Below are 23,150 nucleotides of genomic sequence, written 5' to 3' on the forward strand. Positions count from 1 at the left end.
TATGTAGTTTGATGCCTATGCCGAACAGCACATCAAACCGTCCTAAAGTCTACGAAAGGAAGTGATCTGTCAATTCCATGGCTGTCATCAAAACCAATTCCGAAGATACGAAGATGCTCGCTAGGCTCATGCGAGCGGAAGCAGAGGGCGAGGGCGAGCTCGGCATGCTTATGGTAGGCAACGTTGGCGTAAACCGTGTACTAGGAAATTGTATCGACTTTAGAAATCTTCGGTCCATCCCAGACATGGTCTATCAAAGTCCTGGCGGTTTCGAAGCAATCACCAAAAGCTACTTTTATCAAAGCGCTCGTGATAAAGATATTCGATTAGCAAAGCGGGTCATTAACGGCGAGCGTCAGCACCCGGCTTCTAATGCATTATGGTTTTTCCGCCCAGCAGGCAGCTGCCCTGATACATGGTGGGATCAGGCCAACAGCGGAAGGTATAAGAAACATTGCTTCTTCGTTCCAACGCCAGAGGATTGTCCGGCCGTTTATTAAAACTATTTCTAAAGTATGAAAGTGAGGAAATTCTAAATGTCTAATGGTTATGGTTACAAAAATCAAGTAAGCCCCGCAAATACAGGTCCTGTTCAAGGATTCGGCTACGGCGGATATGGTCAATATCAATATCCAATGGGCATGGGGATGCAGCAGCCAATGGGCATGCAGCAGCCAACCACGCTTCCAGCTAACTTTCAAACCCAACAAGCACAAGTCATACCGCCAAACGTGCCAAGCGGATCGTTTATTACGCCACAAGGCGGCACCATCGTTTCAGTGCCTACTGTTGAAGAATCCTATGTAGAAAACATTTTGCGTCTGAACCGCGGAAAAATGGCAACTTTTTATATGACTTACGAAAACAACCGCGAGTGGAACGCCAAAATTTTTAAAGGAATCATCGAAGCTGCTGGACGTGATCACATCGTTATTAGCGATCCAACGACTGGTATGCGCTACTTACTTTTGACGCTTAATCTTGATTATGTGACATTCGATGAGCCGATTGCTTATGAATATCCATTCCAAGGCGGAGTAGTAAGCTCTTCCACTCCACTTGGTATGGCTACTCTCGGCACTGCAAATTCTAGCCGTTAATCGCTGCTTCGCCCTTTAGATGTGCTGGCTTAAACGTCCAAATGTGCATTTTCGCAGCTCCCCCAACAATAAAGCTCGAAATATGCATCCAAGAGGAACGCTCATTGCAGCGTTCTTTTTTGATTTGCTCCGCTTGCTCGCAGGTAGCTGCGTTCCATACCTCTACAAATAAACCCGGCTGATCTGTTCCTTCATATAATTGCACATCGTGTCCTTCCTTTAGCAGCGAAGCTGTGTAGTCAAGATATTGTGCCCGAAATTCTGGTGAAACACGATATTCTGCAAAACAAATGTACATTTGCCTTCAGTCTCCTTTAGATAATATTGATAAAGTTGCTCCCTTCCGCCGATACTACATCTAATTATTGATTGGGGAGGACTTGTCATGGACACAGGCACACATCTTATTATGGGCATCGGTTTAGGGGGACTTGCCGCAATTGATCCCGTAGTAGCAGCAAATCCAGCCATTCACACTGCTGTATTGCTCGGCACAGTTATCGGATCGCAAGCGCCCGATTTAGATGGCCTACTTCGTTTAAAAGGCAATGCGATTTACATTCGCAATCATCGCGGCATCTCTCACTCCTTGCCGGCTATCGCCATTTGGACTGCGCTAATTACCGGCCTCCTCCAATTGTTTTACCGCGGCTCACTGCCTTGGCTGCATATTGGGGGCTGGGTGCTGCTCGCCGTGTGCGTGCATGTATTCACCGATTTATTTAATACTTACGGCACTCAAGCGATGCGGCCCTTCACGGACAAATGGATCTCTTGGAACATTATACACATATTTGATCCCATCATTTTCACAACGCATGTCATAGCTATTTTACTGTGGGCAGGCGGATTCGTAAATCCAGCTTCAATATTCCCGCTTATGTACTTGTTTCTAGCCGTTTATTTTGTATGGCGGACAGTTACCTCCAGAAGTACGCTGCAACGGATGAAGACGCTGGACACTGAATATCATGAAGGCGATGCTTATATCGTCATTCCAACGATATCTCTGACGATATGGAATGTAGTCAAGCAAGTTAAAAATGGTGGATTCGCTATCGGAAATTTACGCAATAACAACTTAGTCTGGATTGATTATGTAGAATGCTCTGATCATCCAGCAGTCGCCAAATCCAAAAACGATCCCGCTATTCGATCCTTTTTATATTTCACCAGCTTTGCCTGCGCAGACGTTCGGGAGCATTCATGGGGCTATGAGGTCAGATGGTGCGACGTTCGCTACCGTCATCGCAAGCAATATCCATTTGTAGGCGTTTTGCTTATGAATAAAAAAGATGAGACGATTGGCTCTTATGTCGGCTGGCTCAGCGATGAACGTTTATTGAAAAGATTGCGCATGGATACTTTTTAGTATTGACGTTAGAAAGCCCTTTGCTTCAAAATAAAGGGGGCTTTCTTTTTTTTGTTTTATATTATAGAAGAAAGTCGATCAGCCCTGTGCTAAAATGATGGTTAGCATAATAAAAAGCCCAAGGATTACCCTTGGGCTTCATTTCATCACTGTGTATTAGAAGCGATTAACGGGAGCCGCCTGACAATTGTTGTTCAGCAATTTGAACAAGCTTTTTCGTAATATAACCACCTAGGGAGCCTGCATCACGAGTTGAAACATTACCGTAGTAGCCATCTTGAGGAATTTGTACGCCCAGTTCTTGCGCTGCCTCAAGTTTCATTTGTTGTAATGCTGCAGTTGCTTGTGGAACAACAAGTTGATTTCTGCTTCCTGCCATAATGTATTTCTCCTTTCGTCCTCTGCACTTTGATGTGTGTTGCAAGCTTGCAAGCTTATTATGCGCACCATCAAAGAATCTATTCTTAAACCATTAAATTATATTGACGATTTATTAAGGAGAGAAAACAAGATGTCCAAACCGCTTTCTTTGTTCTTTTCCGTACTAGCTATCGTATTTATGAGCGCTATGGCTATCTCCATCAGCTATAATGGCTGGTTTGTATTATTGTTTGGTTTGTTGAGCCTTTTCACTATAGGAGCCGGCTTTATTACAAAAGCTCGCCTGCGCAGAAAAAAACAAGGCTGACGCTATGGCGTCAGCCTTGTAAGTACCAATCAGATTAACCGCGAGGCGGCAGAAAACCCATAAGCTCTTTCACGTCTGCAAGTGTACGATCTGCGACCAAGGAAGCCTTTTCTGCGCCTTGCTTCAAGATTTGATGAATCTCGCCTGAACTGCGGATTTCATTATACCGAGCTTGAAGCGGTTCTATAACCGCAACCACCTGCTCCGCAAGATCCTTCTTGAAAGGTCCATAACCTTGACCCTCATAACGAGCCTCGATATCTTCAATGCTCATATTTGCACAATGAGCATAAATACTCATTAGATTGCTAATCTCAGGTTTATTTGCTGGATCGTATTTCACTTCGCGGCCTGAATCTGTTGTCGCTCTGCTAATTTTTTTGCGAATCACATCTGGAGAATCAAGCAGCGCGATGAAGCTTCCTACGTTTGGATTGCTTTTGCTCATTTTTTTGCTGGCATCATCAAGCGACATTACCCGTGCGCCTACTTTCGGAATATAAGGCTCCGGTATCGTAAAGTATTTGCCAAACCTTGTATTGAAGCGATGCGCCAAATCACGAGTAAGCTCCAAATGCTGCTTCTGATCGTCGCCAACTGGTACAAGATCAGCATTATAAACCAATATATCGGCAGCCATCAGCGTCGGATAGACGAACAACCCCGCCCCAACAGAATCTTTGCCTGCAGATTTATCTTTGAACTGCGTCATTCTTTCCAGCTCGCCCATATTGGCAAGCGTTGTAAACAACCATCCAAGCTCAGCATGCGCGCGAACATGCGATTGTACAAATACATTCGCTTTGAGCGGATCTATGCCTGCAGCAATAAATAATGCGGCTACCGCTTCCGTTTGTTCTCTTAAGGCAGCCGGTTCCTGTGGAACCGAAATCGCATGCAAATCAACGATCATAAAAAAGCATTCTTCTGTATGCTGCAGCTTTACGAAGTTTTGCATGGCGCCAATGTAGTTTCCAAGTGTAAGCTGACCGCTTGGCTGAATACCGGAGAGTACTTTTTTCATAATGCTTCGACCTCTTTCCTGTCAATTTTAGTCTAAAAAAAAAACGCAAAAAATCCCCCGCCGCAAGGGACGAGGGACCGTGGTGCCACCCTAATTCGCTTATGGTACGCTTTGTTATACAATCGAAGCGTATTAAAAATCCCACAAGCCTTGTTGCTCCGTAACGGGGAGCGTCCGTACAAACATCTTCGGCTGCTCGTGCAGCCAGTTTCCGTTCATAGGCTCCGGGGCCCATTCAGCATCGTTGTTTGCACCGGTTCGCAGCAACCACCGGCTCTCTGTACGCAATCCAATCGAGCTTACTTATTCCCATCATTGCATTTAAAACGATTATACATCTGTAATCGTTAATGTCAAGCGATACGAAAGTTGTCCTATTGATGAAATAATGAGCATAAGCTATAATGATAATCGTAATCCTTACAAAAAAGAAAGGGTTTTGATAATGATGAAATTTCTTTTACGCTTTGGAACACCCTTGTTCGGTGTAGGATGCCTCATCATGCTTGCACTCATCGTCACGAATCGCGAACTTCCCTTACATATGTTTAATGGAGCTAATCTGCAGTCTTTTAAAATTTTATTTCTAAGTATTATATTAGAAGCTTTCCCTTTTATTTTGCTTGGCGTTTTGTTTTCCGCTTTACTTCAAGTTTTCGTAACTGATGAGCATATTCAGAAATTCACTCCAAAAAATCCAATAGCGGGTGTTTTGTTTGGTGCATTGTTAGGCATCTTGTTCCCACTGTGTGAATGTGGAATGATTCCAGTCGTTCGCCGGCTTATTCGCAAGGGAATGCCTGCTTATATCGGAATCGTATATCTTTTGGCGGGACCTATCGTGAACCCTATCGTTTATGCATCAACTTTCACAGCTTTTCGTACGTCTCCGGCTATGGCTTATTCACGAATGGGACTAGCATTTGCTGTATCTGTGGTCATAGGTTTGCTTTTTTATAAATTCATGAAAATGAGTCCCCTTAAAACAGCAGCTCCAGCCTTTAAAATGATCCAGCATAACCATAGTCACAGCCATGAATCAAGCAATCGAGGCTTTCGAAGCAGATTGGCTTCGATATTGTCACATTCTTCAGATGAATTTTTCGAAATGGGTAAATATTTGATTTTCGGTGCTTTTTTAACCGCCATCCTTCAGACAGCTATTGAGCGCAGCACCTTTGAAGCTTTTGCCAATCAGCCCTTATTCTCTTACCTATTTATGATGGTTTTTGCTTTTATCCTATCCATATGCTCCACATCGGATGCGTTCATCGCTTCATCGTTCAGCGGCATGTTTGACTTTGGCCCACTGCTCGCTTTTCTTGTATTCGGCCCAATGATCGACCTAAAAAACACCCTCATGCTGCTTACGACATTCCGTGTTAAAATCGTGTTTATTCTGATCGTATTAACCGCTTTGTTAACCCTCATTGGAGCTATGATAACGGAGGTTATATTATTATGACACATCATCTAATACGAGCTGCAATCTTAACTGGCTTTGCAATGCTGATTGTTTATTTAAATCAAACTGACCAATTGAATTTATATATTGCTCCTAGAATGGAGCTATATATAAAGCTATCGGCAGTTGGACTTTATGCCGCAGCCATTTATCAAGTATATGCAGCCCTTCAGGTCCGTTTGGACAAACATGGGAAGGACTGTGATTGCGGGCATGAGCATTCTTCATCCATTTTCAAAAACATAATGATATACGGCTTGTTTATATTCCCTCTTCTGCTTGGATTTTTAGTGCCCACTGGAACGCTAGGAAGCGCGCTTGCATCCAAGAAAGGCATAAGCTTTACTGGAAACTCCACCGGACTAATTACATCTGCAAGCACAGCGTCTCCTTCTCCATCGCCGCCAACTAAAGAACAAGAAATTACCGTTGCTGCCAGTATCGATCACTTATTTCCTTACGATGAGTATACTGAATCTAATGCAGCTTATGGAAAACAGCTTTATACGCAATCATTAATATCAGTTCCAGAGGAGCTGTTCATTGAAACGTTAACAACATTAAATATGTATCAAGATGCTTTAGTAGGAAAAGAAGTTGAAATTACTGGTTTTGTTTATCGCGAGGAAGATATGGGCAAGGATCGGTTTGCTGTCAGCCGTTTTGTTATGAATTGTTGTTCCGCTGATGCTCTGCCATACGGCTTAATGATTTCATGGCCAAAAGCAATGGATTACGTGGAAGATGAATGGGTTACCGTGACAGGTAAATTATCAACTTCAACTTACTTGGATAATAAAATTTTAACTTTAGAAGCGACAAAGCTGGTACGAGTCAAAAAGCCTGAATCCCCGTATGTGTATCCTGACATTAATTTTTAATCCTATTGTTAAGAGCTGGCGGAAATCGCCAGCTCTTTTTTTTGTTATTGTGAATCCCATAAATCATTTCTTTTCGGATAATAGCGAGAATTCCAATTGGCCATATTGTAATTAGATTCAAAAAGTATGCTTGCCGACCAAGAATTAGCGCTTGAACGAACGGAAAAATCATATAAAATTTCGCCATGCGACCAGTCTTTCCTAAACTTAAGCGATTCAATGGCCATTTGTTTAAATGCCTGTACCTGAACCGCTGTCAGTCCTTTATCGACACTCTCGAACTTTCCATTTTTGCATTCGATTGGATGGTGCCTAACCCCAAATTTACCCACCGCATTGTTTCGAATATGTATTAATACTGTACCAGCCGTAGCGTTTGTCAGTTCACTTTCAAGCTGACGAAACACAAATTCAACTTGACGAGCGAGAGCTGCAGATTCCGTTTGCATACTTATTATCCTCCTTTATGATTTATTAGGCATGAGTTTCCACTTAGGTCTCAACGCATATTATATAGTCCATTTCTATCATTATCAATATACTAAACAACATTATTTTTGTTTATTTGATATTATTCGACTCTTATTAAACGATTATATAACTATATTTTACATAATTAAAGAAAGATCATTTCATTACATCTAAATAAAATGAACCTTACGAACTAAAATGATATTTTTTATTTAATTTTTCAATTCTAATTTCAAGATGCTTTTCTTTCTTACTTAGGAGTTATGTACCATGCAGTCTAAACCATCAATTAATAATAAAAATGATTTCTAATTACCGATAATGGTATCATTTTCTATTTATTGTTACACCGAAAACGTATTTAGTATTTTCCGAAGTGCCGCATGCGGTCATTATTTATCTATTTTTTATGAATCGACAATTATAGACCAATTTCGCAGCTGGTGCTATAATATGGATATTCTATTAAAAGGAGCGCTTACATAATGATCCAATGGTACTATTCGCTTTCCGTGCGCAATAAGCTGCTGATTACTTCTTACCTAAATTTAGCAGTGTTTGCCCTCATTATGCTTGTCATATTATCAGTATCAGGCGGCTCGCTTATCGCTGGAATTATTTTCACAATCATTATGGCAATCGCTACGCTTCCACTCGTTTCCTTCATCGAGAGATCCATCAATAATTCATTTGATGAAATTAAAGGAACTGCGCTTCGTATTTCCAAAGGTGATTTCACTCAAAAAATCGACACAACGTCTTCATCAGCTTTAGGCGAGCTTGGACATTCGTTTAACAGTATGATTGATAAACTTCGCGACATTCTTACTGAAACGACGAACATCATCCGTCATGTGTCCGATACAAGTCACAGCATTTTTGACAAAAATAATAATATTCAAATCGCGATGCAGCAGGTTGCTGCTTCCGCAAACGAGCTTGCTACTGGCGCAAACGAAATTTCCGAGGACGTATCGGAGATGAGCGAATCCATTACCGAGATCGAAGAGAAAGTTTCCGATTACGCTACCTCAACTAAGGAAATGAACACACGCTCTGAGCAAACGCTTCAGCTCGTAGATAAAGGCATGAAGGCTCTTGATATTCAAGCCGACGGCATGCGCCGCAACGTTGAGGCAACCGAGAAGGTATCAGCTACAATTGAAGATCTAGCCCGCAAAGCAAGAGGCATTAGTGCAATTACGACGACTATTTCCGATTTGGCTGAGCAAACTAATCTGCTTTCATTGAATGCCTCTATCGAGGCCGCAAGAGCAGGCGAGCACGGACGAGGCTTTGCCGTTGTTGCACAGGAAGTCCGCAAGCTTGCTGAGGAATCCAGCGCTTCAACTAAACAAGTATTCAACCTAGTGAAAAGTATTGACGAGGGTATCAAGCAAACGATCAGCAATATGAAAACAAACGAAGAGGTCGTTAAGCTGCAAACGGAGCATATTAAGGAATCCGAAGTCGTATTCTCAGAAATTGTTCAAAGTGTTCAATTTATTACGGATAAAATTTATGTTTTCTCCCAAGAAAGCGACGCTATGCTTGAGAGTGCCCGCAAAATTTCCGGAGCCATCCAAAATATATCCGCGATTACGCAGCAATCGGCTGCTGGCACGGAGCAAGTATCCGCTTCGATGAATGAGCAGATCGCATCTGTACAAGCAGTGGTAGAAGAAACGGAACGTATGCGTACAATGGCGGCTCAGCTGCTCAGAACCATTAATGTTTTCAAAATGAAATAATCAAGTTTTTGATTGCTTATCACGCAACAAAAAAAGACCATAATCCTTCCATTCAAAATGGATGATTATGGTCTTTCTTATTTTACGCCTGCTGCTTGCAGCGATATTCTTCACGCTGTTCTGCACGAACACTTTCTTTAACCCTTGGGCAAGTATAACAATAATAGCCGCCATCAACTAAATAATACAAGCAGCATGCTGCTTTCAGCCGAACCTGCTTATCTTTGTCTCCCAATGACTCTGTCATACGGAATTTCACATCAAGCGGATTTTTGCTTCTGCCGAAAACCTCGCCATCAAGCGATTTGACCATATTGAAATTGGTCACAATGCTTAGCTTTGCCTGTTCATCTACTTCGGCACTCAGCATTCTGTCATACCCATATTCAAGCGAGGTAGGAAGCTGGCTCCAAATCATGCCTACTTTCAACGTTCCTACCTTTGCAATCATGTCAAATACAGGACGTATCGTATGCTCAAAAAAAGAGCTGATTTTATCCTTAATCCACATGTCTTGTTCATCTAAAGGTAGTGGAGCCGCTACAAATTCAGAGTTATGTAAGTAAAAGCTGACAGCAATATATTCATGATTGTTATATTCAGCCTTGTATATTTGAACCGTTAAATTGTTAAGTGATAAATCCGGCGCTTGTTTCAAAACAGACAACGTATAAAGCAAGCCCAGCATAGGCCCGCGAAACCAACCTGCCATGTACACTTCCCCTACGGAAGGGTCCATGCCTTTAACTAACGGTGTATAGAAAGCTAATAATTGCTTCAATTTGTTCTCATCCAACAGATCTATTGCAGGGCAGGTAAACAGAAGATTTTCTCGTTTATTTACCGTTAAATCATAGCTGTCATCCAACATCGCAAACAACGCTTCATTCATTGATGTTCTCGTCCTTCCATAACATGAATGTACAATAATAAACGATACGATTTATTATACATCGGACGAAAATGATTATCAATTGCATTTCGTTATCTCATTGTGACAGTTAACTCACCAAGCTGCTCGATTTCCACAGTTACCACATCACCTGATTTTAAATAAACCCTTTGATCTCTCGGGTATCCGATTACTACCCCTTCCGGAGTCCCTGTTAATATGATATCGCCTGGTACGAGTGTCATATGCTTAGAAATATAACTAATGATAGATCGGCAAGAAAAAATCATATCTTCCGTATTCGAATGCTGCTTTTGAACACCGTTTACGCGGCAAGAAATAGTGAGCTTATCCGGATCATTTACTTCATCTGCCGTTACGATATAAGGACCAATTGGTGCAAATCCGTCGCAGCTTTTGCCAAGCATCCACTGGGATGTACGGCGCTGCAGGTTCCTCGCTGACAAATCATTAGCGCAGCTATAGCCAAAAACATAATCAAGCGCTTCCGCTTCTTCGATGTTTTTTGCCGTTTTTCCTATAATGATCGCAAGCTCAGCTTCATAATCCACCTCATTGCTCGTAAGCGGCAGCTCCACCTCATCACCATGCGCACTCAGGGCATTGGCAAATTTATTAAACAAAATAGGGGTGGTCGGAATTTCAGCTTTCGTCTCCTCTGCATGCTTGCGGTAATTTAAACCGACGCAAATTATTTTTTGCGGGTTCGAAACGACCGGTGCGTAAGCGAAATTTGTGTCCTCAAGCACATACATGTGGTTGTTAGTTGCAACGACAGCCTCAATAACCGCTTGAAGTTCCGCTAATGCTGTTTTACCGCCTCTTATAACTTGTTCTATAGAAAGCGGAGCTGGAATATCCAGAGCTTGAGAGGCCGTTTTAATATCAATAATTCCTAAGTCAACCTGCACGCCGAGTCTTAGTTGATCGGATTGCTTAAACTGCAATAACTTCATAAAAGATAACCTCCCTGCCATGAAATGGTGAACTATATTTAGTTTAAGCCTCTCTTTTTTTAAAGTAAAGCGCATGAAAGTATGCAGCATGGGTAAAATAGCGGCACGGCTTGTTTACAATCAATCATGGGGACTGATGCAAATGTGGAAAACACCACATAAAATGGGGAAGACTATGGCGGGCATTGCTTTAATCGGTTGTATGCTGCTTAACCTTTCAACCGATTCCTATGCTTCAGCTGCCGATAAGCAGCAAATAGCTCAGTTCAAACCTGCAAAAGAATCAAAAAAACGAAAAACTGCTGTCGTGTCATGGGATAGGCTTCATAGGCAATTTCCTAATGCCTTTCTCCTTAATGGGCCTCGTAATAAGAAAAGAGTCGCGCTAACGTTTGATGATGTTCCCGATCCAAGATATACACCAGCTATTTTGGATATATTAGCGGAGCATGATGTTTGCGCTACCTTTTTTATTGTAGGAAATCGTGCTGCCAAATACCCTGCATTAGTAAAGCGGATACATAACGAAGGGCATGTCATTGGTAATCACTCTTATGACCACGCCATTTTTTCAAAGCTTACTTTAACGAAGTATCAGAAGCAAATTTGGCGAACGGACACCATAATAAAAAATATAGTCGGATATTCTCCTCATTTTATACGACCGCCATATGGAGAACTGCTTCCTCAGCAAGTAAGATGGAGCAAGCAGGCTGGATTTGCTATCGTCAACTGGGATGTGGATTCCGTAGATTGGAAAAACAATCCTAGCAGCGCATTGGTGCTGCAAAATATAAAAAGAACACTTCAACCTGGATCGATAATTTTACAGCACGCAGGCGGAGGAGTCGGCCAAAGCTTATCCGGAACGGTTGCTGCACTCCCGAAGCTCATCCATTTGCTGGAAAGCAAAGGGTATGAGCTCGTTACATTGCCTGAGCTCGTCGGACAATCCGCAGCCCGTTGAGTTTTCTGTACAAAAAAAGGCAATCCCTCATGAAGAGTGGATTGCCTTTTACATCTATATTTTTATTCAAGAACGAATACTTTCACGTTTTGGATACCAAAAGACATGGCTTGGCTTGTTGAGCCTGGTACAAAAATATCAACGCGATTGCCTTTAATCGAACCGCCAATATCTGTTGCTGTTGCAATCATTCCGCCTTGCGGCAAACCATTATAGGAATACCCTGTCACATAAAGCTTTGTGCCAAGAGGTATCATTTTCGGATCTACGGCAATCGTACCAACCTGGAGCTTGTCTCCAAAGTAGTCGACTGCTCCCCACTTGCCATTCTCAGATGCTGCTGCTGTATAAGCTGTAGCTTGTACGAGAAGCGCTTTCGAGTAAGCGTATTCTTTACCATTCATGGCTTTAACTGTTTTTGAGGAGTCGTCAGCTGCTGAATTCATCGTTGCCGGTTTCTTCTCTACAGAAGCTTCTGTGGAAGGTATAGTAAGCTTTAAACCTTTATATAGGTTAAGCGGATCGATTTTTGGATTAGCCTCCATTAGTGTATCCAAAGGTACACTGTACTGCTTGGATAGCTTCCAGAATGTATCATTGTCATTCGCTGTATGTGTTTTCGAAGCTGCACTTACTGTTCCTGCTGCCATCATAACCGATAATCCTACTACTGCTGCTGCTAATGTACGTTTTTTAAACATGGGGTAAATCCTCCTGTGCGTTCCCGAAGTTTCACAACTTCGATCACGTGATTATAAATCTTGTTAAGGGCGGTTGTCCGCCCTTAACGTATTGATGTTGTCTAAGGTGTAAGGAAAGACTAGCCGATAAACATTTGAACCCATTCGCCGTTTACATAACCAACGCCGATTTTTGTAAAGTTGCCGCTAAGAATGTTTGCTTTGTGACCTGGGCTGTTCATCCAAGCTGTCATAACATCTTGTGGTGTTTTTTGACCAGAAGCAATGTTCTCACCAGCATAAGAATAAGTCACTCCGAAAGAACGCATCATATCAAATGGAGATCCGTATGTCGGCGATGTGTGGCTGAAGTAATTGTTAACGTCCATATCTCTTGCTTTCTCTGACGCTACTTTCGTAAGAAGCGTATCGCTCTTCAAAGCGGACAAGCCAACTTTAGCACGTTCCTTATTAACTAAGTCGACAACTTGTGATTGATAAGCACTCAAATTGGAAGCTCCTGTGTCGGTACCTGTGCCTGGTTTTGTTTCAGTTCCTGTACCAGTGCCTGTTCCCGGTTTTGTTACTGTCCCAGTGCCTGTTCCCGGTTTTGTTACTGTTCCAGTGCCTGTTCCTGGCTTAGTTACTGTTCCAGTGCCTGTTCCTGGCTTAGTTACTGTTCCAGTGCCTGTTCCCGGATTAGTTACTGTTCCAGTACCTGTTCCCGGATTAGTTACTGTTCCAGTACCTGTTCCCGGTTTTGTTACTGTTCCTGTGTTACCGCCTGTCGTAGGCCATTGAATGAAGCTGCCATTCAAAAGCTTGCTAATATCTATTCCATATTTATCACCGATCTGTTTGATCGTATCTTGGCTAATGAGGCATGGTTGTTGAATCGTGGAGAAAGTTTTCACAGCCGGTGCTGCACCTGCCGTTGGAGCCGTAAAACCTGCGCCGATCACCGTTGCTGCGATTATGCCAGCGACACCTACACGTATTGGTTGCATCTTCATGAATGAATCCTCCTAATAAGATAAGTTTTTGTAAAAAAGCGTCTGACGACTGAAGCTTTTTCAGCTGCGCATTCGTTTTGTTTGCGCATCGTTCTTCCTGACGCCACTTATCTTACCATGGGGTTTTTGGTGTTTCATGACACAAAAACTGGTAATAGCCTGAAAATAGCTAGCAAAACAGCACCATTACTGCTTTATGAGAATATGCTCATCACCGTTTTTTGCTGCTTTTAGAGCTGTCCGCTAGCTTTTCGAAGCTCATTTGCGAGCCGATGAATTTCATCTTTCTCCGCTTTGGTGGTTGCTGCAAACCATGCTGGAGAGAGCCAAGTAGAGATAATTTTGTTAGCATCTGATGCGCTCATATCAACATCCCTCCAGTCGCGAACAAGCTCTAAGAAAGCCGCTTTGTTAACTGAACTTCCTGGACATGTTTTCGCTGGATTCATTTCGCGATGAAACAAAATTTGACTCTCTGGCAGCTTCCACATGGCAGCAATTTGACTTGTCAGCTTAACGGCTGAAGCAAGCTGAGCACCTTCCAGCTTCTCAGCTCCAACATCAAAATTACCGATCATCTCGAACATAAACGGATGTATGCGGTCTGGATCAGGGTCGTTGTAGCCAACAGCAGAGGCCGGAGCCTCCAGAAGAGAACGCCCCTCCCATATATAGCCGTCAGGGTCGATCGTTGCGTGCTGGGCGATATCCCCCCAATTTTGTGTAATCGCATGAAATCGCCACATCCCTTGAATGATTTTCATTTTATCCGCAGCTCTGCGATAATCCACAATAGTCGGCTTCCATGTTCCATGCACATGAATCTGCGAAAACTTCACTTTTGATACGAATGGTTTCAAATATTCAACATACTCCGCAAAAGTAAACCTTTGAAAATATTTGCGCTCTACGACCATTTCGTTTCGCATCCTCTCGATAAACAATTGCTATATTTTATGCGATACATGAATGAATCGAGACGGCAAACACATAAAAAAGCAAGCCATGGATATATTCCACGACTTGCTTCTTGTTTTTATAAATTTTTTTTTGCTTATCGAGTACCGAGTTTGATGTTGCCCGTCTCCGACTCCATGCTTATTTTGATATCACCGCTGCCGATTACACCTTCAATATTGTTTTCCGTTTCCTTGTTAACTGTGAAACCATCCCAATCCACCTTGCTGTTTCCGGTATCCTTCTTGATACGAATAGAAGCCGAAGCAGGCTGTTTGTCTGCATTAACGATAATATTCCCGGTATCCGTCTTAATTGAAAGATCGCTGCGCAATTCGTCTGTTTCAACTCGTACATTTCCCGTCTCAGATTCCGCTTTTAGAATGCCTTTTCCGTCCACTATATTAATGTTTCCAGTATCTGTTTTTAATTCAAGCTCCTGAGCCGTGTAATTCGTTAATTTTATATTGCCGGTTTCTGATTTTAATTTCATTTTGTTAGCTTCCATCTGATTCACTACAATGTTTCCTGTATCGGTTTCGATATCAACTGAGGTCCATAGCTTAGCAGGCACCTCAATCGTCAGCTTCAAGTTAACGATTGAAATACCGAATGTAAAACGATCCTTCGTATTTGCCTCAATATTAAGCGTATCCCCTTTAGGAGCTGCCGTTAGGATGACGTCTTTAGCAAGCTTTTCACTTACATCTCCTTCAAGTCTCACTTTAATATCATCTGCTGTGCCGGGAACGAAAGTGATATTGAACGTATCCGTCTCCGCATGGATCGAACGAATAGACGATGCATCAATCGTTTTTTCCTGCAAAAAAGGTTCGCCCTGAAATTTCGTTACAAGTTCATCTTTATCGAATACAAAAAACGCGCAAAGTACTCCTATACCAAGCAAAATTAAAGCGAATGCCGCTAGTTTTTTCATTTGTTATTCCCCTTTACAATTCTTGTGTTGAATTTCAAATATTTTAAGGTCATTTTATAGAAGGAAGTTGTAAGTGCCTTTAAGCCGATGATGAGTAAAATCGTAATAGAGCTTGTAATCAAGCCTATCGTCAATGCCTGCGGCATAGTAAATGTACCGTTCCATAAGCTCTCCACCATGATTCCGATACCGCCTACGCCTATTCCCAAAGCTGACGCCCATAAAGCAATAATGACCGACGCCAGAGCCAGATAGGGGCCTAGAACGAATATAATATTGAATAAACCAAGGCTTGCTGTTGCAAATACAGCCTTAGAGAGCTTTCCGAAGCCCTTGTTCGTCTCTGCCTGATTAACTCGGTATCCAAGCAGCATCTCGTTCGCAATCATTCTTGGATCTCCCAGCTCGCTTGCTGCTTGCTCCTCGGTTTGACCATTCTCTACCGCTTGCTGAAAATGAAGATAATAATCGTACAGCCATTCCTTCCGCTGCGGCTCTGGAATGACTTTGAGCATGCTCTCAAGCTCCAACATATATCGATCTCTTGTCGTCATGGTCTTAAACCTTCCTCTACAATTTCATTTACGGATTGCGTGAAACTTTCCCATTCTGCAATTAATTTGCGCATATGACTCCAGCCCTCTGCTGTTAATTGATAATATTTCCGAGGCGGGCCTTCAGTTGATTCCTTCAAATAGGTTGAGAAATAGCCGTCCTGCGTCAATCTGCTTAGTAATGGATATACGCTTCCAACTGCTACTTCAAACTTTTCGGAAATTTTAACAGCCAGCTCGTAGCCGTACCGATCTCCCCGTGTCGCAAGCACAAGAACGCATATTTCAAGCACGCCCTTTTTAAATTGAATGTTCATTTCGTGTCCTCCATCATTGAAGTTCTAATTCTTCGGTACTGTATGTGGAAAGATACTAAGCATAACTTACTATTAATCAATACAGTATAGCACTGTACAGCAATTCCGTCTTTTGTATAATTTACCACACACTATTCTACAATGCAAGATAGTGTGCAAAAAAGAATACCTCCAACCTCACGGCTTGCGCACGTCGGTTGAAGGCATTCATGTACATTACTTAGTTTACGCTAATGAATTTACCTGTTGCTTGTGACTCGAATGCACACAAGATAACTTTCAAAGAAGCACGGCCATCTTCACCGCTTACAGCAGGTGTTGTGTTCGTAAGAATGCTTTCCAAGAAAGCATTGACTACGCCGCTTGTCTCTTGCTTATCGTTAGTTGAGATTGCGCCTACTTTATGCTTCTCAACTGTGCCATTGCGCAGTTCTACGATTACTTGATCGTCAGGATGCGTACCGATTTTCATAACGCCGTTCTCGCACCACAAAATAGTGCTGTTGTCCTCACCCTTATAGTAAGTCCAGCTTGCTACAAGCGTGCCGATTGCGCCGCTCTTCATACGAAGCAAGCATGATGCGTTATCATCAACATCGGTATCCTTATCAAGCGTGCCAACAAATCCAGCTACTTCTGAAACTTCGTCGTCAAGCATCCAGCGAATAAGATCGGATTTATGAACGCCAAGATCGCCCATTGCGCCCATAATAGCTTCTGGCTTACGGAAGAACCAGCTTTCTGCGCCATCGATGCTCCAGCCATCTGGACCAGGGTGACCAAATGATGTGCGGAATGTAAGTACTTTTCCTAGAATGCCGGATTGCAATACTTGCTTCGCTTTAACATGCGGCGGCATGAAGCGTTGGTTATGGCCAACCATCAAGTGAACGCCGTTTTTCTTAGCTGCTTCAATCATCGCTTCCGCTTCTTCATCTGTTACAGCCATTGGTTTCTCAACAAGAACATGAGCGCCCGCATTAGCTGCAGTAATAGACATTGGAGCATGCAATGCATTTGGCGTACATACGCTTACTGCATCAGGTTTGATTTCTGCAAGCATCGTTTCAAAATCAGCAAACGCTTTGCCGCCATGCAAGTTAGCATAGTGTTCTGCGCGCTCGATAATTGGATCTACGAATGCAACAAGCTCAACATTCTCATGAGCTGCATATTCCGGGATATGACGGTATTTCGAAATCGATCCGCAACCTATAACTGCTATACGTACTTTAGACATGAATATTTTCCCCTATCTATAATTAATTAGATTATTATTTGTTCAAAAAATTAGTTTTCAACCATTCCATGCTTTCTGCAACAGCTTCAATCGGAGGATTCGCACATGTGTCCTGCTCAACAATAATCCATTCTACAGATGCTTTCGAGGCAGCATCAATAATAGGAAGAAGCGGCAAATCGCCACGGCCAAGCTCTACTGTATCGATTTGCCCACCCTTCTCACCAGCGCGGAAGTCCTTTAAATGAAGAAGCGGCAAACGTCCTGCGTATTTTGCAATGTAAGCAAGCGGATCTACACCGGAGTATTGTACCCAGCCGATATCCATTTCAACTTGCAGATATTGCGGATCAATCCGCTCATACAAAGCGTCAAATACGATTTGGCCGTCGATTTCAACTTCAAATTCAAATTCATGGTTGTGGTAAGCAAAAGAAATGCCTGCTTCACGGAAACGCTTACCATACTCTTCAAATTTCACGAGATGACCACGCCATGCTTCTGTATCACGAGCATCTACCGGCAACCAAGGACATATAGCATATTTAGCTCCAATGGTTTGAAGATAAGCAATTTCCTCATCAAGATTGCCTTCAAGCAGATGCAAGCCGACGTGGCTGCCGATTGCTTTCAGATTCAATTCTTGAAGCAGGTCACGCATGTCTTCAGCTTTGATATCACCGTATCCTGCAAATTCTACGCCCTCATAACCCATTGCCGCAACCTTGCGAAGCGTGCCTTCAAAATCTTGTGCGGTAGCGTCTCTTAACGTGTACAATTGCAAACCAATATTCATTCGTGGCATGTGAGCTGCACTCCCTTATATTTATTATTTGATGTATTTGATTTTGTTTTCTGATCTTTATTATATCGACAGTCCTATGCGAAAACCAGTTGTATTATTAGTCTTTTCTTATGCGATTTTGGTCAATGCTCGTACAATGGCACTATAAAAGGGGCAGCTTCGGCCCAGCCTGTATACGGCTTAGACGAAGCTGCCTCTTATTTGTTTAGATATGAATCGTAAACGCCAGCTGCTTCGAGCCTGCAGCAATGTGCAGAACTGTATCCTTCACATCAGCTTTTACTCCTTCAACTGAACGAATTGGACCTAGCCCCTTCAGTTCCAACGAGAATGCTTTGCCGCTGCCCTCTAATTGAACAGTGATCGCTTCGCCTTGGCGTGTTGCCGAGATCGTCAATTCCGTATCGCCTTTGGTATTGCGTACAGCCGTTGCAGCTGTTTTTCCGTCTTCCAGATTATGAAGCTCAAACTGGACGCCATCCGCATAATCATAATCTGGTTTAACCTCATTCGCTCCAAGCGCAATAATGGAATTAGGACGAACGAATAGTGGAAGGCTAAAGAAGTCATATTTCTCTTTGCGCCATGTGCCGCCTACTACAATTTCTCCAGATAACAGATGAGTCCATTTTCCAGCTGGCAAGTAATATGTTACATGACCCTGCTCGTTGAAAATAGGAGCTACCAGTATAGAGTCGCCCAGCATGTATTGGCGGTCCAGCATTTCGCTGGTTGGATCTTCTGGGAACTCAAGCACCATGGCACGCATCGAAGGCAAGCCCAACTCAGTTGCTTGAACAGCTGTATTAAATAAGTAAGGCATGATCCGGCATTTCAGCTTCGTGAAGAAGCGAGTAACATCTACCGCTTCCGTATCGTATGCCCAAGGCACTCTATACGATTTGCTTCCGTGCAGGCGGCTATGGCTGGACAGCAGACCAAAGGCTAACCAACGCTTGAAGACATGCTCTGGCGCAGTATTCTCGAATCCGCCAATATCGTGGCTCCAGAAGCCAAAGCCCGACAGCCCAAGCGACAAGCCGCCGCGCAAGCTCTCTGCCATGGACTCATAATCCGCATAACAGTCACCGCCCCAATGTACGGGAAATTTCTGGCCGCCTGCCGTAGCTGAACGGGCAAACAAAGCGGCTTCGTTTCGGCCAAGCTTCTCTTCAAGCACTTCAAATACGACTTTGTTATAAAGCTGAGTATAGTAATTGTGCATTTTCATCGGATCGGAGCCGTCAAAATAAGCGACATCGGTCGGAATACGCTCACCGAAGTCAGTTTTGAAGCTGTCCACACCCATATCGACAAGCTCACGCAGATAACTTGCGTACCACTCGCATGCTGCTGGATTAGTGAAATCAACGAGCGCCATGCCTGGCTGCCACAAATCCCATTGCCATACATCGCCGTTTGGCTTTTTCACCAAATAGCCATTTTGTTTGCCTTCCTCGAACAAGCGCGAGCGCTGAGCAATGTAAGGATTGATCCACACGCAAATTTTAAGCCCTTTTTCTTTGAGGCGCGACAGCATCCCGACAGGGTCTGGGAATACCCGCTCATCCCATTTGAAATCGGTCCAATGAAACTCACGCATCCAGAAACAGTCGAAGTGGAACACATGCAATGGAAGATCACGTTCCGCCATGCCATCGACAAATGAATTAACTGTTGCTTCATCATAGTTAGTCGTAAATGAAGTGGTAAGCCATAATCCAAATGTCCATGCCGGCGGCAGCGCTGGCTTGCCAGTCAAATCTGTATATCTATGAAGAACATCCTTCATGCTTGGACCATCGATAATGAAATATTCGAGTGATTCTCCTGACACACTGAATTGCACTTTTTTCACTTTTTCCGAAGCGATCTCGAATGATACCAGCTCTGGATGATTGACGAATACACCATATCCCTTATTGGTCATGTAGAAAGGAATATTTTTGTACGATTGCTCCGAGCTTGTGCCCCCGTCTTTGTTCCAGAGATCTACTACTTGTCCGTTTCTTACGAAAGGCGTAAAGCGCTCGCCAAGGCCGTATACCCACTCGCCAACACCAACATCCAATTCTTCGCGCATAAACGTATTGCCGTTGTCTTCTTTAATGTAGGCCATCGATTTTTGCGTACTTCCCGTAATCCGCTCGCCCGCGCGATAGAAATCCACCGCCCATACGGCTCCTTTACGGATATGAACGCTGAGGCTGCCGCTTGTTAGAACAGCCCGCTCATCGTTTTCTTCAATTACAACATGGTCGCCAGTTTGCGAGGACAGCTCGAATACTGGGCCACGCTCCCGAACACCTGCATGATGCACAAGCTTAACGCCAATAATGCCTGGCAGCGGAGAATGAAAATGGACCGTTAATAACATCGTATCCAGCATATTAGAGCGATTATAGATAGGTTGTGGCGAAGCATAAGCCGTTAGTTTGCCATCCTTTTGCTCGAAATCATGGACTTGTACAGCCCCTAATACTTTGTATTCATCACGAATGAGCCAGTTGCCGTCTGTAAATTTCATCGACTGAACCAACCTTCCTGTTTAGTTTTATTTGCAATCCTATATAATTGCATTATACTGATAATTAATCGAATAATTCTAACAGAATACTGCTCATCTATAGCACTATTTTGACGATATGCCTCTATGGAATGGCAACTAACTCGCATCAAGCACAGGAGGCCTCTCAAAATGGATCAAACAACTAGGCACGCCTTAAAAGAAGACCGGCTGCATGGCGACAATATGTTCCCGCTTGCCGCCTACTGGATTGAACATGAAGAGGCTGGCGTCCCCGTTCTGGATTGTCATTGGCATGCTGAAGCAGAGTTTTTTTATGTGCTTGAAGGTGAAGTGCTGTTCCAGGTTGATACCGATTATTTCATTGTAAAAGCAGGCGAAGCTGTTTTTATAGACGGTGGCGACATTCATGCTGGACATGCACAAGGTGATACTGCCTGTTCTTTTTGCGCCATCGTGTTCGACACTCATTTGCTCGCCAGTGCCAGCTATGATGCCGTACAGGAACGGTTTATTTCACCGCTTCAAGACAAGAAAAAGACGTTTCCTAGACATATTCAGCCAAAAACAGAATGGGAAATCACGCTGCTTCAGCATTTGCAATGCATTATGAACGTATGTCAAAGTCAGAAGCCTGGTCATGAGACCGCGGTGAAGGGTCACTTTTATTTAATGCTTCATGAAATTGCCGCGCAAAGCAAATTTTGCAACAGAAGTGAAACAAGCAATGCCGACTCTACAAAAATTGACAGACTAAAGACCGCTATTGTTTATATGCAAAATCATTTCCAGCGCCCTATACGGATCGCAGAAATCGCTGATCAAATTCCGATGAGCGAAGGTCAGTTTTGCCGCTTCTTCAAGACGATGACCAGACAAACGCCAATTGAGTATTTGAATGCTTATCGAATTAGACAAGCAACGGAGCTGCTTTTGAAGCCAGAGCTCAAAATAGCAGCTGTAGCGCTTGATGTCGGATTCGATCATATTAGTTATTTCGTCAAAGTTTTTCGCAAAATGATGAAATGCACGCCTTCCCAGTTCCGCAAAAAACAGCTTGAATCGTCGGATCGTCGTCCATAATAAGAAAAAACGTGTATGATTTGGTCATTTACTCAAAAGTTACAGCTTTGTAACCAAATACTCACCGAATTTTAAGAATTATTTAATAATTGTACGTTACACTATAAAAAAAAAATCCTTCGCGGGATGGAGGTCCATACTATGAAAACGATGCTGATGTTCCAAAATAAAACGATACCTGTCTATTTAACAGATACAAATAAGCAAGCCATTGAGAAATTGACCGCAGTACTTAATCGTAAACTGACAACAGGCAAAAACGCACTTAAAACATGTATCAAATCGCTAATTAGCGTAGAAATTGTAGGCAGTGAGGCAACGCTTCATTCTTATTTCGAACGTGACACTCTAACCATTTCCCTATATTAATCTAGACTTCCCATATACCGAAATACGAAGAGGGTGATCCTTTTGGTCTATACAGGCCGTCAGGACACCCTCTTCTTTTATTTACAACGTTCAAACGCTTTAATTAGTAAACATTTGAGTTGTGTAATTAACTTTCGAATTATATAATGTTAGCAAACATAACGGAATGAGGATCAATCGATGAACATAGAGGTTAACAGCCGCAATATCAAATTTCTTGAATGCTTTGCATCGGACACAAGAGTGAAGATCATTGAATTATTAAATATTAAACCAATGAACATTAAAGAAATAGCTGAAGCGCTAGGCATTTCGTCAGCCATCGTGACTAAACATATTCAGAAGCTAGAAGAAGCATCCATTATTACGACAGAAAGTGTGCCCAGCACGAGAGGCCGCCAAAAGGTGTGCCATCTCACACTCGATTCTGCTACGCTGCAATTTCGTGTGAAGGAGCAAACCATTCAAAATAGGTATGCCGTATCCATTCCAATTGGTCAATATTCCTCGTATGAAGTAAAACCTACTTGCGGACTGACATCGGACACCAAAATTATCGGCATGGTGGATGACCCGCGCTACTTCTCCGATCCTGAGCATGTGAAGGCATGCCATCTGTGGTTCGGAAGCGGCTATATTGAATATCGCATTCCTAATTATTTAGTAGGAAAACAATCGGCAAAAAGCATTTCCATATCGCTTGAAATATGCTCGGAAGCACCGCATTACAACGAGAACTGGCCTTCCGATCTTTCCTTTTATATTAATGACATCTTGCTCGGAGTATGGACTTGTCCAGGAGACTTCGGTGCAGTAAAGGGTGTGTATACGCCTAGCTGGTGGGATTTGGGGACTCAGCATGGCTTGCTGAAACAAATAACCATCGACTCAGGAGGCTCCTTCATCGATGGCATTCGGATGTCTGATCGGACGATAACAGATCTTGATGTTGGCTTTGGCGACGACATCAGATTCCGTATATGTGCGCCGGAGACTGCAACGCACAGCGGCGGGTTAAGCATGTTCGGCAAACAATTCGGAAATTATGATCAAGACATTCAAGTTTACGTCGCCTACTAG

Annotated in this window: 26 protein-coding genes and 1 other annotated feature; of the genes, 11 read left to right on the forward strand and 15 right to left on the reverse strand. The window is 43.0% G+C overall.

The features are described 5' to 3' along the window. Window positions 1-77 precede the first annotated feature (77 nt). Both AB4Z45_RS06130 and gerQ read left to right on the forward strand, forming a co-directional pair. On the forward strand, window positions 78-500 hold the full coding sequence (locus AB4Z45_RS06130; protein WP_076267501.1) for a cell wall hydrolase: 423 nt from the start codon (window positions 78-80) through the stop codon (window positions 498-500). A gap of 36 nt (window positions 501-536) precedes the next feature. Continuing rightward, a complete protein-coding gene (gene gerQ / locus AB4Z45_RS06135; protein ID WP_441908337.1) occupies window positions 537-1,100 on the forward strand; it encodes a spore coat protein GerQ in 564 nt (187 codons plus the stop codon). Here gerQ and AB4Z45_RS06140 read toward each other — a convergent pair. Continuing rightward, the gene (locus tag AB4Z45_RS06140; protein ID WP_441908338.1) at window positions 1,090-1,398 is read right to left on the reverse strand and encodes a hypothetical protein; all 309 of its coding nucleotides are present in this window, start codon (window positions 1,396-1,398) and stop codon (window positions 1,090-1,092) included. The genes gerQ and AB4Z45_RS06140 overlap by 11 nt on opposite strands. An 87-nt stretch (window positions 1,399-1,485) precedes the next feature. On the opposite strand from AB4Z45_RS06140, the gene AB4Z45_RS06145 reads away from it, so the two are divergent. Then, window positions 1,486-2,472 (forward strand): metal-dependent hydrolase, encoded by a 987-nt coding sequence (locus tag AB4Z45_RS06145; RefSeq protein ID WP_441908339.1) that lies wholly within the window; start codon window positions 1,486-1,488, stop codon window positions 2,470-2,472. A gap of 166 nt (window positions 2,473-2,638) precedes the next feature. Here the strand turns inward: AB4Z45_RS06145 and AB4Z45_RS06150 are convergent, their stop codons facing one another. After that, on the reverse strand, window positions 2,639-2,851 hold the full coding sequence (locus AB4Z45_RS06150; protein ID WP_054023438.1) for an alpha/beta-type small acid-soluble spore protein: 213 nt from the start codon (window positions 2,849-2,851) through the stop codon (window positions 2,639-2,641). 132 nt (window positions 2,852-2,983) lie between these two features. Here AB4Z45_RS06150 and AB4Z45_RS06155 point away from each other — a divergent pair, with 132 nt between their 5' ends. Next, window positions 2,984-3,160, forward strand: a complete 177-nt coding sequence (locus tag AB4Z45_RS06155) for a DUF5325 family protein (protein WP_179089778.1) — start codon at window positions 2,984-2,986, stop codon at window positions 3,158-3,160. A 34-nt stretch (window positions 3,161-3,194) separates the two neighbouring features. On the opposite strand, the gene trpS is transcribed toward AB4Z45_RS06155, so the two are convergent. Next, on the reverse strand, window positions 3,195-4,184 hold the full coding sequence (trpS, locus tag AB4Z45_RS06160) for a tryptophan--tRNA ligase (protein ID WP_339204492.1): 990 nt from the start codon (window positions 4,182-4,184) through the stop codon (window positions 3,195-3,197). Between the two features lie 62 nt (window positions 4,185-4,246). Continuing rightward, window positions 4,247-4,509 (reverse strand) — a binding site (T-box leader). Between the two features lie 120 nt (window positions 4,510-4,629). Here trpS and AB4Z45_RS06165 point away from each other — a divergent pair. Together AB4Z45_RS06165 and AB4Z45_RS06170 are read left to right on the forward strand one after the other, a co-directional pair. Further along, on the forward strand, window positions 4,630-5,649 hold the full coding sequence (locus AB4Z45_RS06165) for a permease (RefSeq protein WP_441908340.1): 1,020 nt from the start codon (window positions 4,630-4,632) through the stop codon (window positions 5,647-5,649). After that, window positions 5,646-6,530, forward strand: a complete 885-nt coding sequence (locus AB4Z45_RS06170) for a TIGR03943 family putative permease subunit (RefSeq protein ID WP_441908341.1) — start codon at window positions 5,646-5,648, stop codon at window positions 6,528-6,530. The genes AB4Z45_RS06165 and AB4Z45_RS06170 overlap by 4 nt, the downstream gene beginning before the upstream one ends. A gap of 44 nt (window positions 6,531-6,574) precedes the next feature. Here AB4Z45_RS06170 and AB4Z45_RS06175 read toward each other — a convergent pair whose 3' ends face one another. Continuing rightward, window positions 6,575-6,979 (reverse strand): O-methyltransferase, encoded by a 405-nt coding sequence (locus AB4Z45_RS06175; protein ID WP_076267494.1) that lies wholly within the window; start codon window positions 6,977-6,979, stop codon window positions 6,575-6,577. 510 nt (window positions 6,980-7,489) lie between these two features. On the opposite strand from AB4Z45_RS06175, the gene AB4Z45_RS06180 reads away from it, so the two are divergent. Further along, window positions 7,490-8,752 carry a methyl-accepting chemotaxis protein gene (locus tag AB4Z45_RS06180; protein ID WP_430060426.1) on the forward strand — a complete coding sequence of 421 codons (1,263 nt, stop codon included), beginning with the start codon at window positions 7,490-7,492 and terminating at the stop codon, window positions 8,750-8,752. Between the two features lie 82 nt (window positions 8,753-8,834). Here AB4Z45_RS06180 and AB4Z45_RS06185 read toward each other — a convergent pair whose 3' ends face one another. Then, complete coding sequence (locus tag AB4Z45_RS06185; protein WP_441908342.1) at window positions 8,835-9,644, reverse strand: (2Fe-2S)-binding protein; 810 nt, start codon at window positions 9,642-9,644, stop codon at window positions 8,835-8,837. A gap of 92 nt (window positions 9,645-9,736) precedes the next feature. Continuing rightward, complete coding sequence (locus AB4Z45_RS06190; RefSeq protein WP_441908343.1) at window positions 9,737-10,621, reverse strand: fumarylacetoacetate hydrolase family protein; 885 nt, start codon at window positions 10,619-10,621, stop codon at window positions 9,737-9,739. A gap of 88 nt (window positions 10,622-10,709) precedes the next feature. On the opposite strand from AB4Z45_RS06190, the gene AB4Z45_RS06195 reads away from it, so the two are divergent. Further along, on the forward strand, window positions 10,710-11,588 hold the full coding sequence (locus AB4Z45_RS06195) for a polysaccharide deacetylase family protein (RefSeq protein ID WP_441908344.1): 879 nt from the start codon (window positions 10,710-10,712) through the stop codon (window positions 11,586-11,588). A gap of 62 nt (window positions 11,589-11,650) precedes the next feature. On the opposite strand, the gene AB4Z45_RS06200 is transcribed toward AB4Z45_RS06195, so the two are convergent. From AB4Z45_RS06200 to yicI, 9 genes are all read right to left on the reverse strand, one after another. After that, window positions 11,651-12,289 (reverse strand): 3D domain-containing protein, encoded by a 639-nt coding sequence (locus tag AB4Z45_RS06200; RefSeq protein WP_076267489.1) that lies wholly within the window; start codon window positions 12,287-12,289, stop codon window positions 11,651-11,653. 119 nt (window positions 12,290-12,408) lie between these two features. After that, the gene (locus AB4Z45_RS06205; protein ID WP_441908345.1) at window positions 12,409-13,281 is read right to left on the reverse strand and encodes a CAP domain-containing protein; all 873 of its coding nucleotides are present in this window, start codon (window positions 13,279-13,281) and stop codon (window positions 12,409-12,411) included. Window positions 13,282-13,511: 230 nt separating this feature from the next. Continuing rightward, the gene (locus AB4Z45_RS06210; protein ID WP_441908346.1) at window positions 13,512-14,198 is read right to left on the reverse strand and encodes a peptidoglycan recognition protein family protein; all 687 of its coding nucleotides are present in this window, start codon (window positions 14,196-14,198) and stop codon (window positions 13,512-13,514) included. 137 nt (window positions 14,199-14,335) lie between these two features. After that, a complete protein-coding gene (locus AB4Z45_RS06215; protein WP_441908347.1) occupies window positions 14,336-15,175 on the reverse strand; it encodes a DUF4097 family beta strand repeat-containing protein in 840 nt (279 codons plus the stop codon). Further along, a complete protein-coding gene (locus AB4Z45_RS06220) occupies window positions 15,172-15,729 on the reverse strand; it encodes an HAAS signaling domain-containing protein (RefSeq protein ID WP_441908348.1) in 558 nt (185 codons plus the stop codon). The genes AB4Z45_RS06215 and AB4Z45_RS06220 overlap by 4 nt, the downstream gene beginning before the upstream one ends. After that, window positions 15,726-16,046 carry a PadR family transcriptional regulator gene (locus AB4Z45_RS06225; protein ID WP_076267484.1) on the reverse strand — a complete coding sequence of 107 codons (321 nt, stop codon included), beginning with the start codon at window positions 16,044-16,046 and terminating at the stop codon, window positions 15,726-15,728. Before AB4Z45_RS06225 ends, AB4Z45_RS06220 begins: the two co-directional genes overlap by 4 nt. Window positions 16,047-16,266: 220 nt before the next feature. Further along, window positions 16,267-17,286 (reverse strand): Gfo/Idh/MocA family protein, encoded by a 1,020-nt coding sequence (locus AB4Z45_RS06230; protein ID WP_441908349.1) that lies wholly within the window; start codon window positions 17,284-17,286, stop codon window positions 16,267-16,269. 34 nt (window positions 17,287-17,320) lie between these two features. Next, window positions 17,321-18,091, reverse strand: coding sequence for a sugar phosphate isomerase/epimerase family protein (locus AB4Z45_RS06235; protein WP_441908350.1), 771 nt, complete (start codon window positions 18,089-18,091; stop codon window positions 17,321-17,323). A 205-nt stretch (window positions 18,092-18,296) separates the two neighbouring features. Beyond that, window positions 18,297-20,618, reverse strand: a complete 2,322-nt coding sequence (gene yicI / locus AB4Z45_RS06240; protein WP_441908351.1) for an alpha-xylosidase — start codon at window positions 20,616-20,618, stop codon at window positions 18,297-18,299. A 171-nt stretch (window positions 20,619-20,789) separates the two neighbouring features. Between yicI and AB4Z45_RS06245 the strand changes: the two genes are divergently transcribed. The 3 genes from AB4Z45_RS06245 to AB4Z45_RS06255 all read left to right on the forward strand — a co-directional run bounded on the left by AB4Z45_RS06245 (window position 20,790) and on the right by AB4Z45_RS06255 (window position 23,150). After that, window positions 20,790-21,701: an AraC family transcriptional regulator gene (locus AB4Z45_RS06245; protein ID WP_441908352.1), complete on the forward strand. Its 912-nt coding sequence runs from the start codon at window positions 20,790-20,792 to the stop codon at window positions 21,699-21,701. Window positions 21,702-21,842: 141 nt separating this feature from the next. Beyond that, the gene (locus AB4Z45_RS06250) at window positions 21,843-22,070 is read left to right on the forward strand and encodes a hypothetical protein (protein WP_053372108.1); all 228 of its coding nucleotides are present in this window, start codon (window positions 21,843-21,845) and stop codon (window positions 22,068-22,070) included. Between the two features lie 180 nt (window positions 22,071-22,250). After that, entirely contained in the window at window positions 22,251-23,150 is a 900-nt protein-coding gene (locus AB4Z45_RS06255; protein ID WP_339204507.1) for an ArsR/SmtB family transcription factor, read from the forward strand.

The sequence above is a fragment of the Paenibacillus sp. MCAF9 genome, assembly GCF_052114265.1.
Taxonomy (GTDB): domain Bacteria; phylum Bacillota; class Bacilli; order Paenibacillales; family Paenibacillaceae; genus Pristimantibacillus.

Coding starts and splice junctions, on each gene's coding strand:
- AB4Z45_RS06255 (WP_339204507.1), top strand. CDS start 22,251: ATGAACATAGAGGTTAACAGCCGCAATATCAAATTTCTTGAATGCTTT.
- gerQ (WP_441908337.1), top strand. CDS start 537: ATGTCTAATGGTTATGGTTACAAAAATCAAGTAAGCCCCGCAAATACA.
- AB4Z45_RS06140 (WP_441908338.1), bottom strand. CDS start 1,398: ATGTACATTTGTTTTGCAGAATATCGTGTTTCACCAGAATTTCGGGCA.
- AB4Z45_RS06175 (WP_076267494.1), bottom strand. CDS start 6,979: ATGCAAACGGAATCTGCAGCTCTCGCTCGTCAAGTTGAATTTGTGTTT.
- AB4Z45_RS06235 (WP_441908350.1), bottom strand. CDS start 18,091: ATGCCACGAATGAATATTGGTTTGCAATTGTACACGTTAAGAGACGCT.
- trpS (WP_339204492.1), bottom strand. CDS start 4,184: ATGAAAAAAGTACTCTCCGGTATTCAGCCAAGCGGTCAGCTTACACTT.
- AB4Z45_RS06165 (WP_441908340.1), top strand. CDS start 4,630: ATGATGAAATTTCTTTTACGCTTTGGAACACCCTTGTTCGGTGTAGGA.
- AB4Z45_RS06145 (WP_441908339.1), top strand. CDS start 1,486: ATGGACACAGGCACACATCTTATTATGGGCATCGGTTTAGGGGGACTT.
- AB4Z45_RS06225 (WP_076267484.1), bottom strand. CDS start 16,046: ATGAACATTCAATTTAAAAAGGGCGTGCTTGAAATATGCGTTCTTGTG.
- AB4Z45_RS06170 (WP_441908341.1), top strand. CDS start 5,646: ATGACACATCATCTAATACGAGCTGCAATCTTAACTGGCTTTGCAATG.
- AB4Z45_RS06195 (WP_441908344.1), top strand. CDS start 10,710: ATGGGTAAAATAGCGGCACGGCTTGTTTACAATCAATCATGGGGACTG.
- AB4Z45_RS06250 (WP_053372108.1), top strand. CDS start 21,843: ATGAAAACGATGCTGATGTTCCAAAATAAAACGATACCTGTCTATTTA.
- AB4Z45_RS06245 (WP_441908352.1), top strand. CDS start 20,790: ATGGATCAAACAACTAGGCACGCCTTAAAAGAAGACCGGCTGCATGGC.
- AB4Z45_RS06220 (WP_441908348.1), bottom strand. CDS start 15,729: ATGACGACAAGAGATCGATATATGTTGGAGCTTGAGAGCATGCTCAAA.
- AB4Z45_RS06185 (WP_441908342.1), bottom strand. CDS start 9,644: ATGAATGAAGCGTTGTTTGCGATGTTGGATGACAGCTATGATTTAACG.
- AB4Z45_RS06130 (WP_076267501.1), top strand. CDS start 78: ATGGCTGTCATCAAAACCAATTCCGAAGATACGAAGATGCTCGCTAGG.
- AB4Z45_RS06150 (WP_054023438.1), bottom strand. CDS start 2,851: ATGGCAGGAAGCAGAAATCAACTTGTTGTTCCACAAGCAACTGCAGCA.
- yicI (WP_441908351.1), bottom strand. CDS start 20,618: ATGAAATTTACAGACGGCAACTGGCTCATTCGTGATGAATACAAAGTA.
- AB4Z45_RS06155 (WP_179089778.1), top strand. CDS start 2,984: ATGTCCAAACCGCTTTCTTTGTTCTTTTCCGTACTAGCTATCGTATTT.
- AB4Z45_RS06190 (WP_441908343.1), bottom strand. CDS start 10,621: ATGAAGTTATTGCAGTTTAAGCAATCCGATCAACTAAGACTCGGCGTG.
- AB4Z45_RS06200 (WP_076267489.1), bottom strand. CDS start 12,289: ATGTTTAAAAAACGTACATTAGCAGCAGCAGTAGTAGGATTATCGGTT.
- AB4Z45_RS06205 (WP_441908345.1), bottom strand. CDS start 13,281: ATGAAGATGCAACCAATACGTGTAGGTGTCGCTGGCATAATCGCAGCA.
- AB4Z45_RS06230 (WP_441908349.1), bottom strand. CDS start 17,286: ATGTCTAAAGTACGTATAGCAGTTATAGGTTGCGGATCGATTTCGAAA.
- AB4Z45_RS06210 (WP_441908346.1), bottom strand. CDS start 14,198: ATGGTCGTAGAGCGCAAATATTTTCAAAGGTTTACTTTTGCGGAGTAT.
- AB4Z45_RS06215 (WP_441908347.1), bottom strand. CDS start 15,175: ATGAAAAAACTAGCGGCATTCGCTTTAATTTTGCTTGGTATAGGAGTA.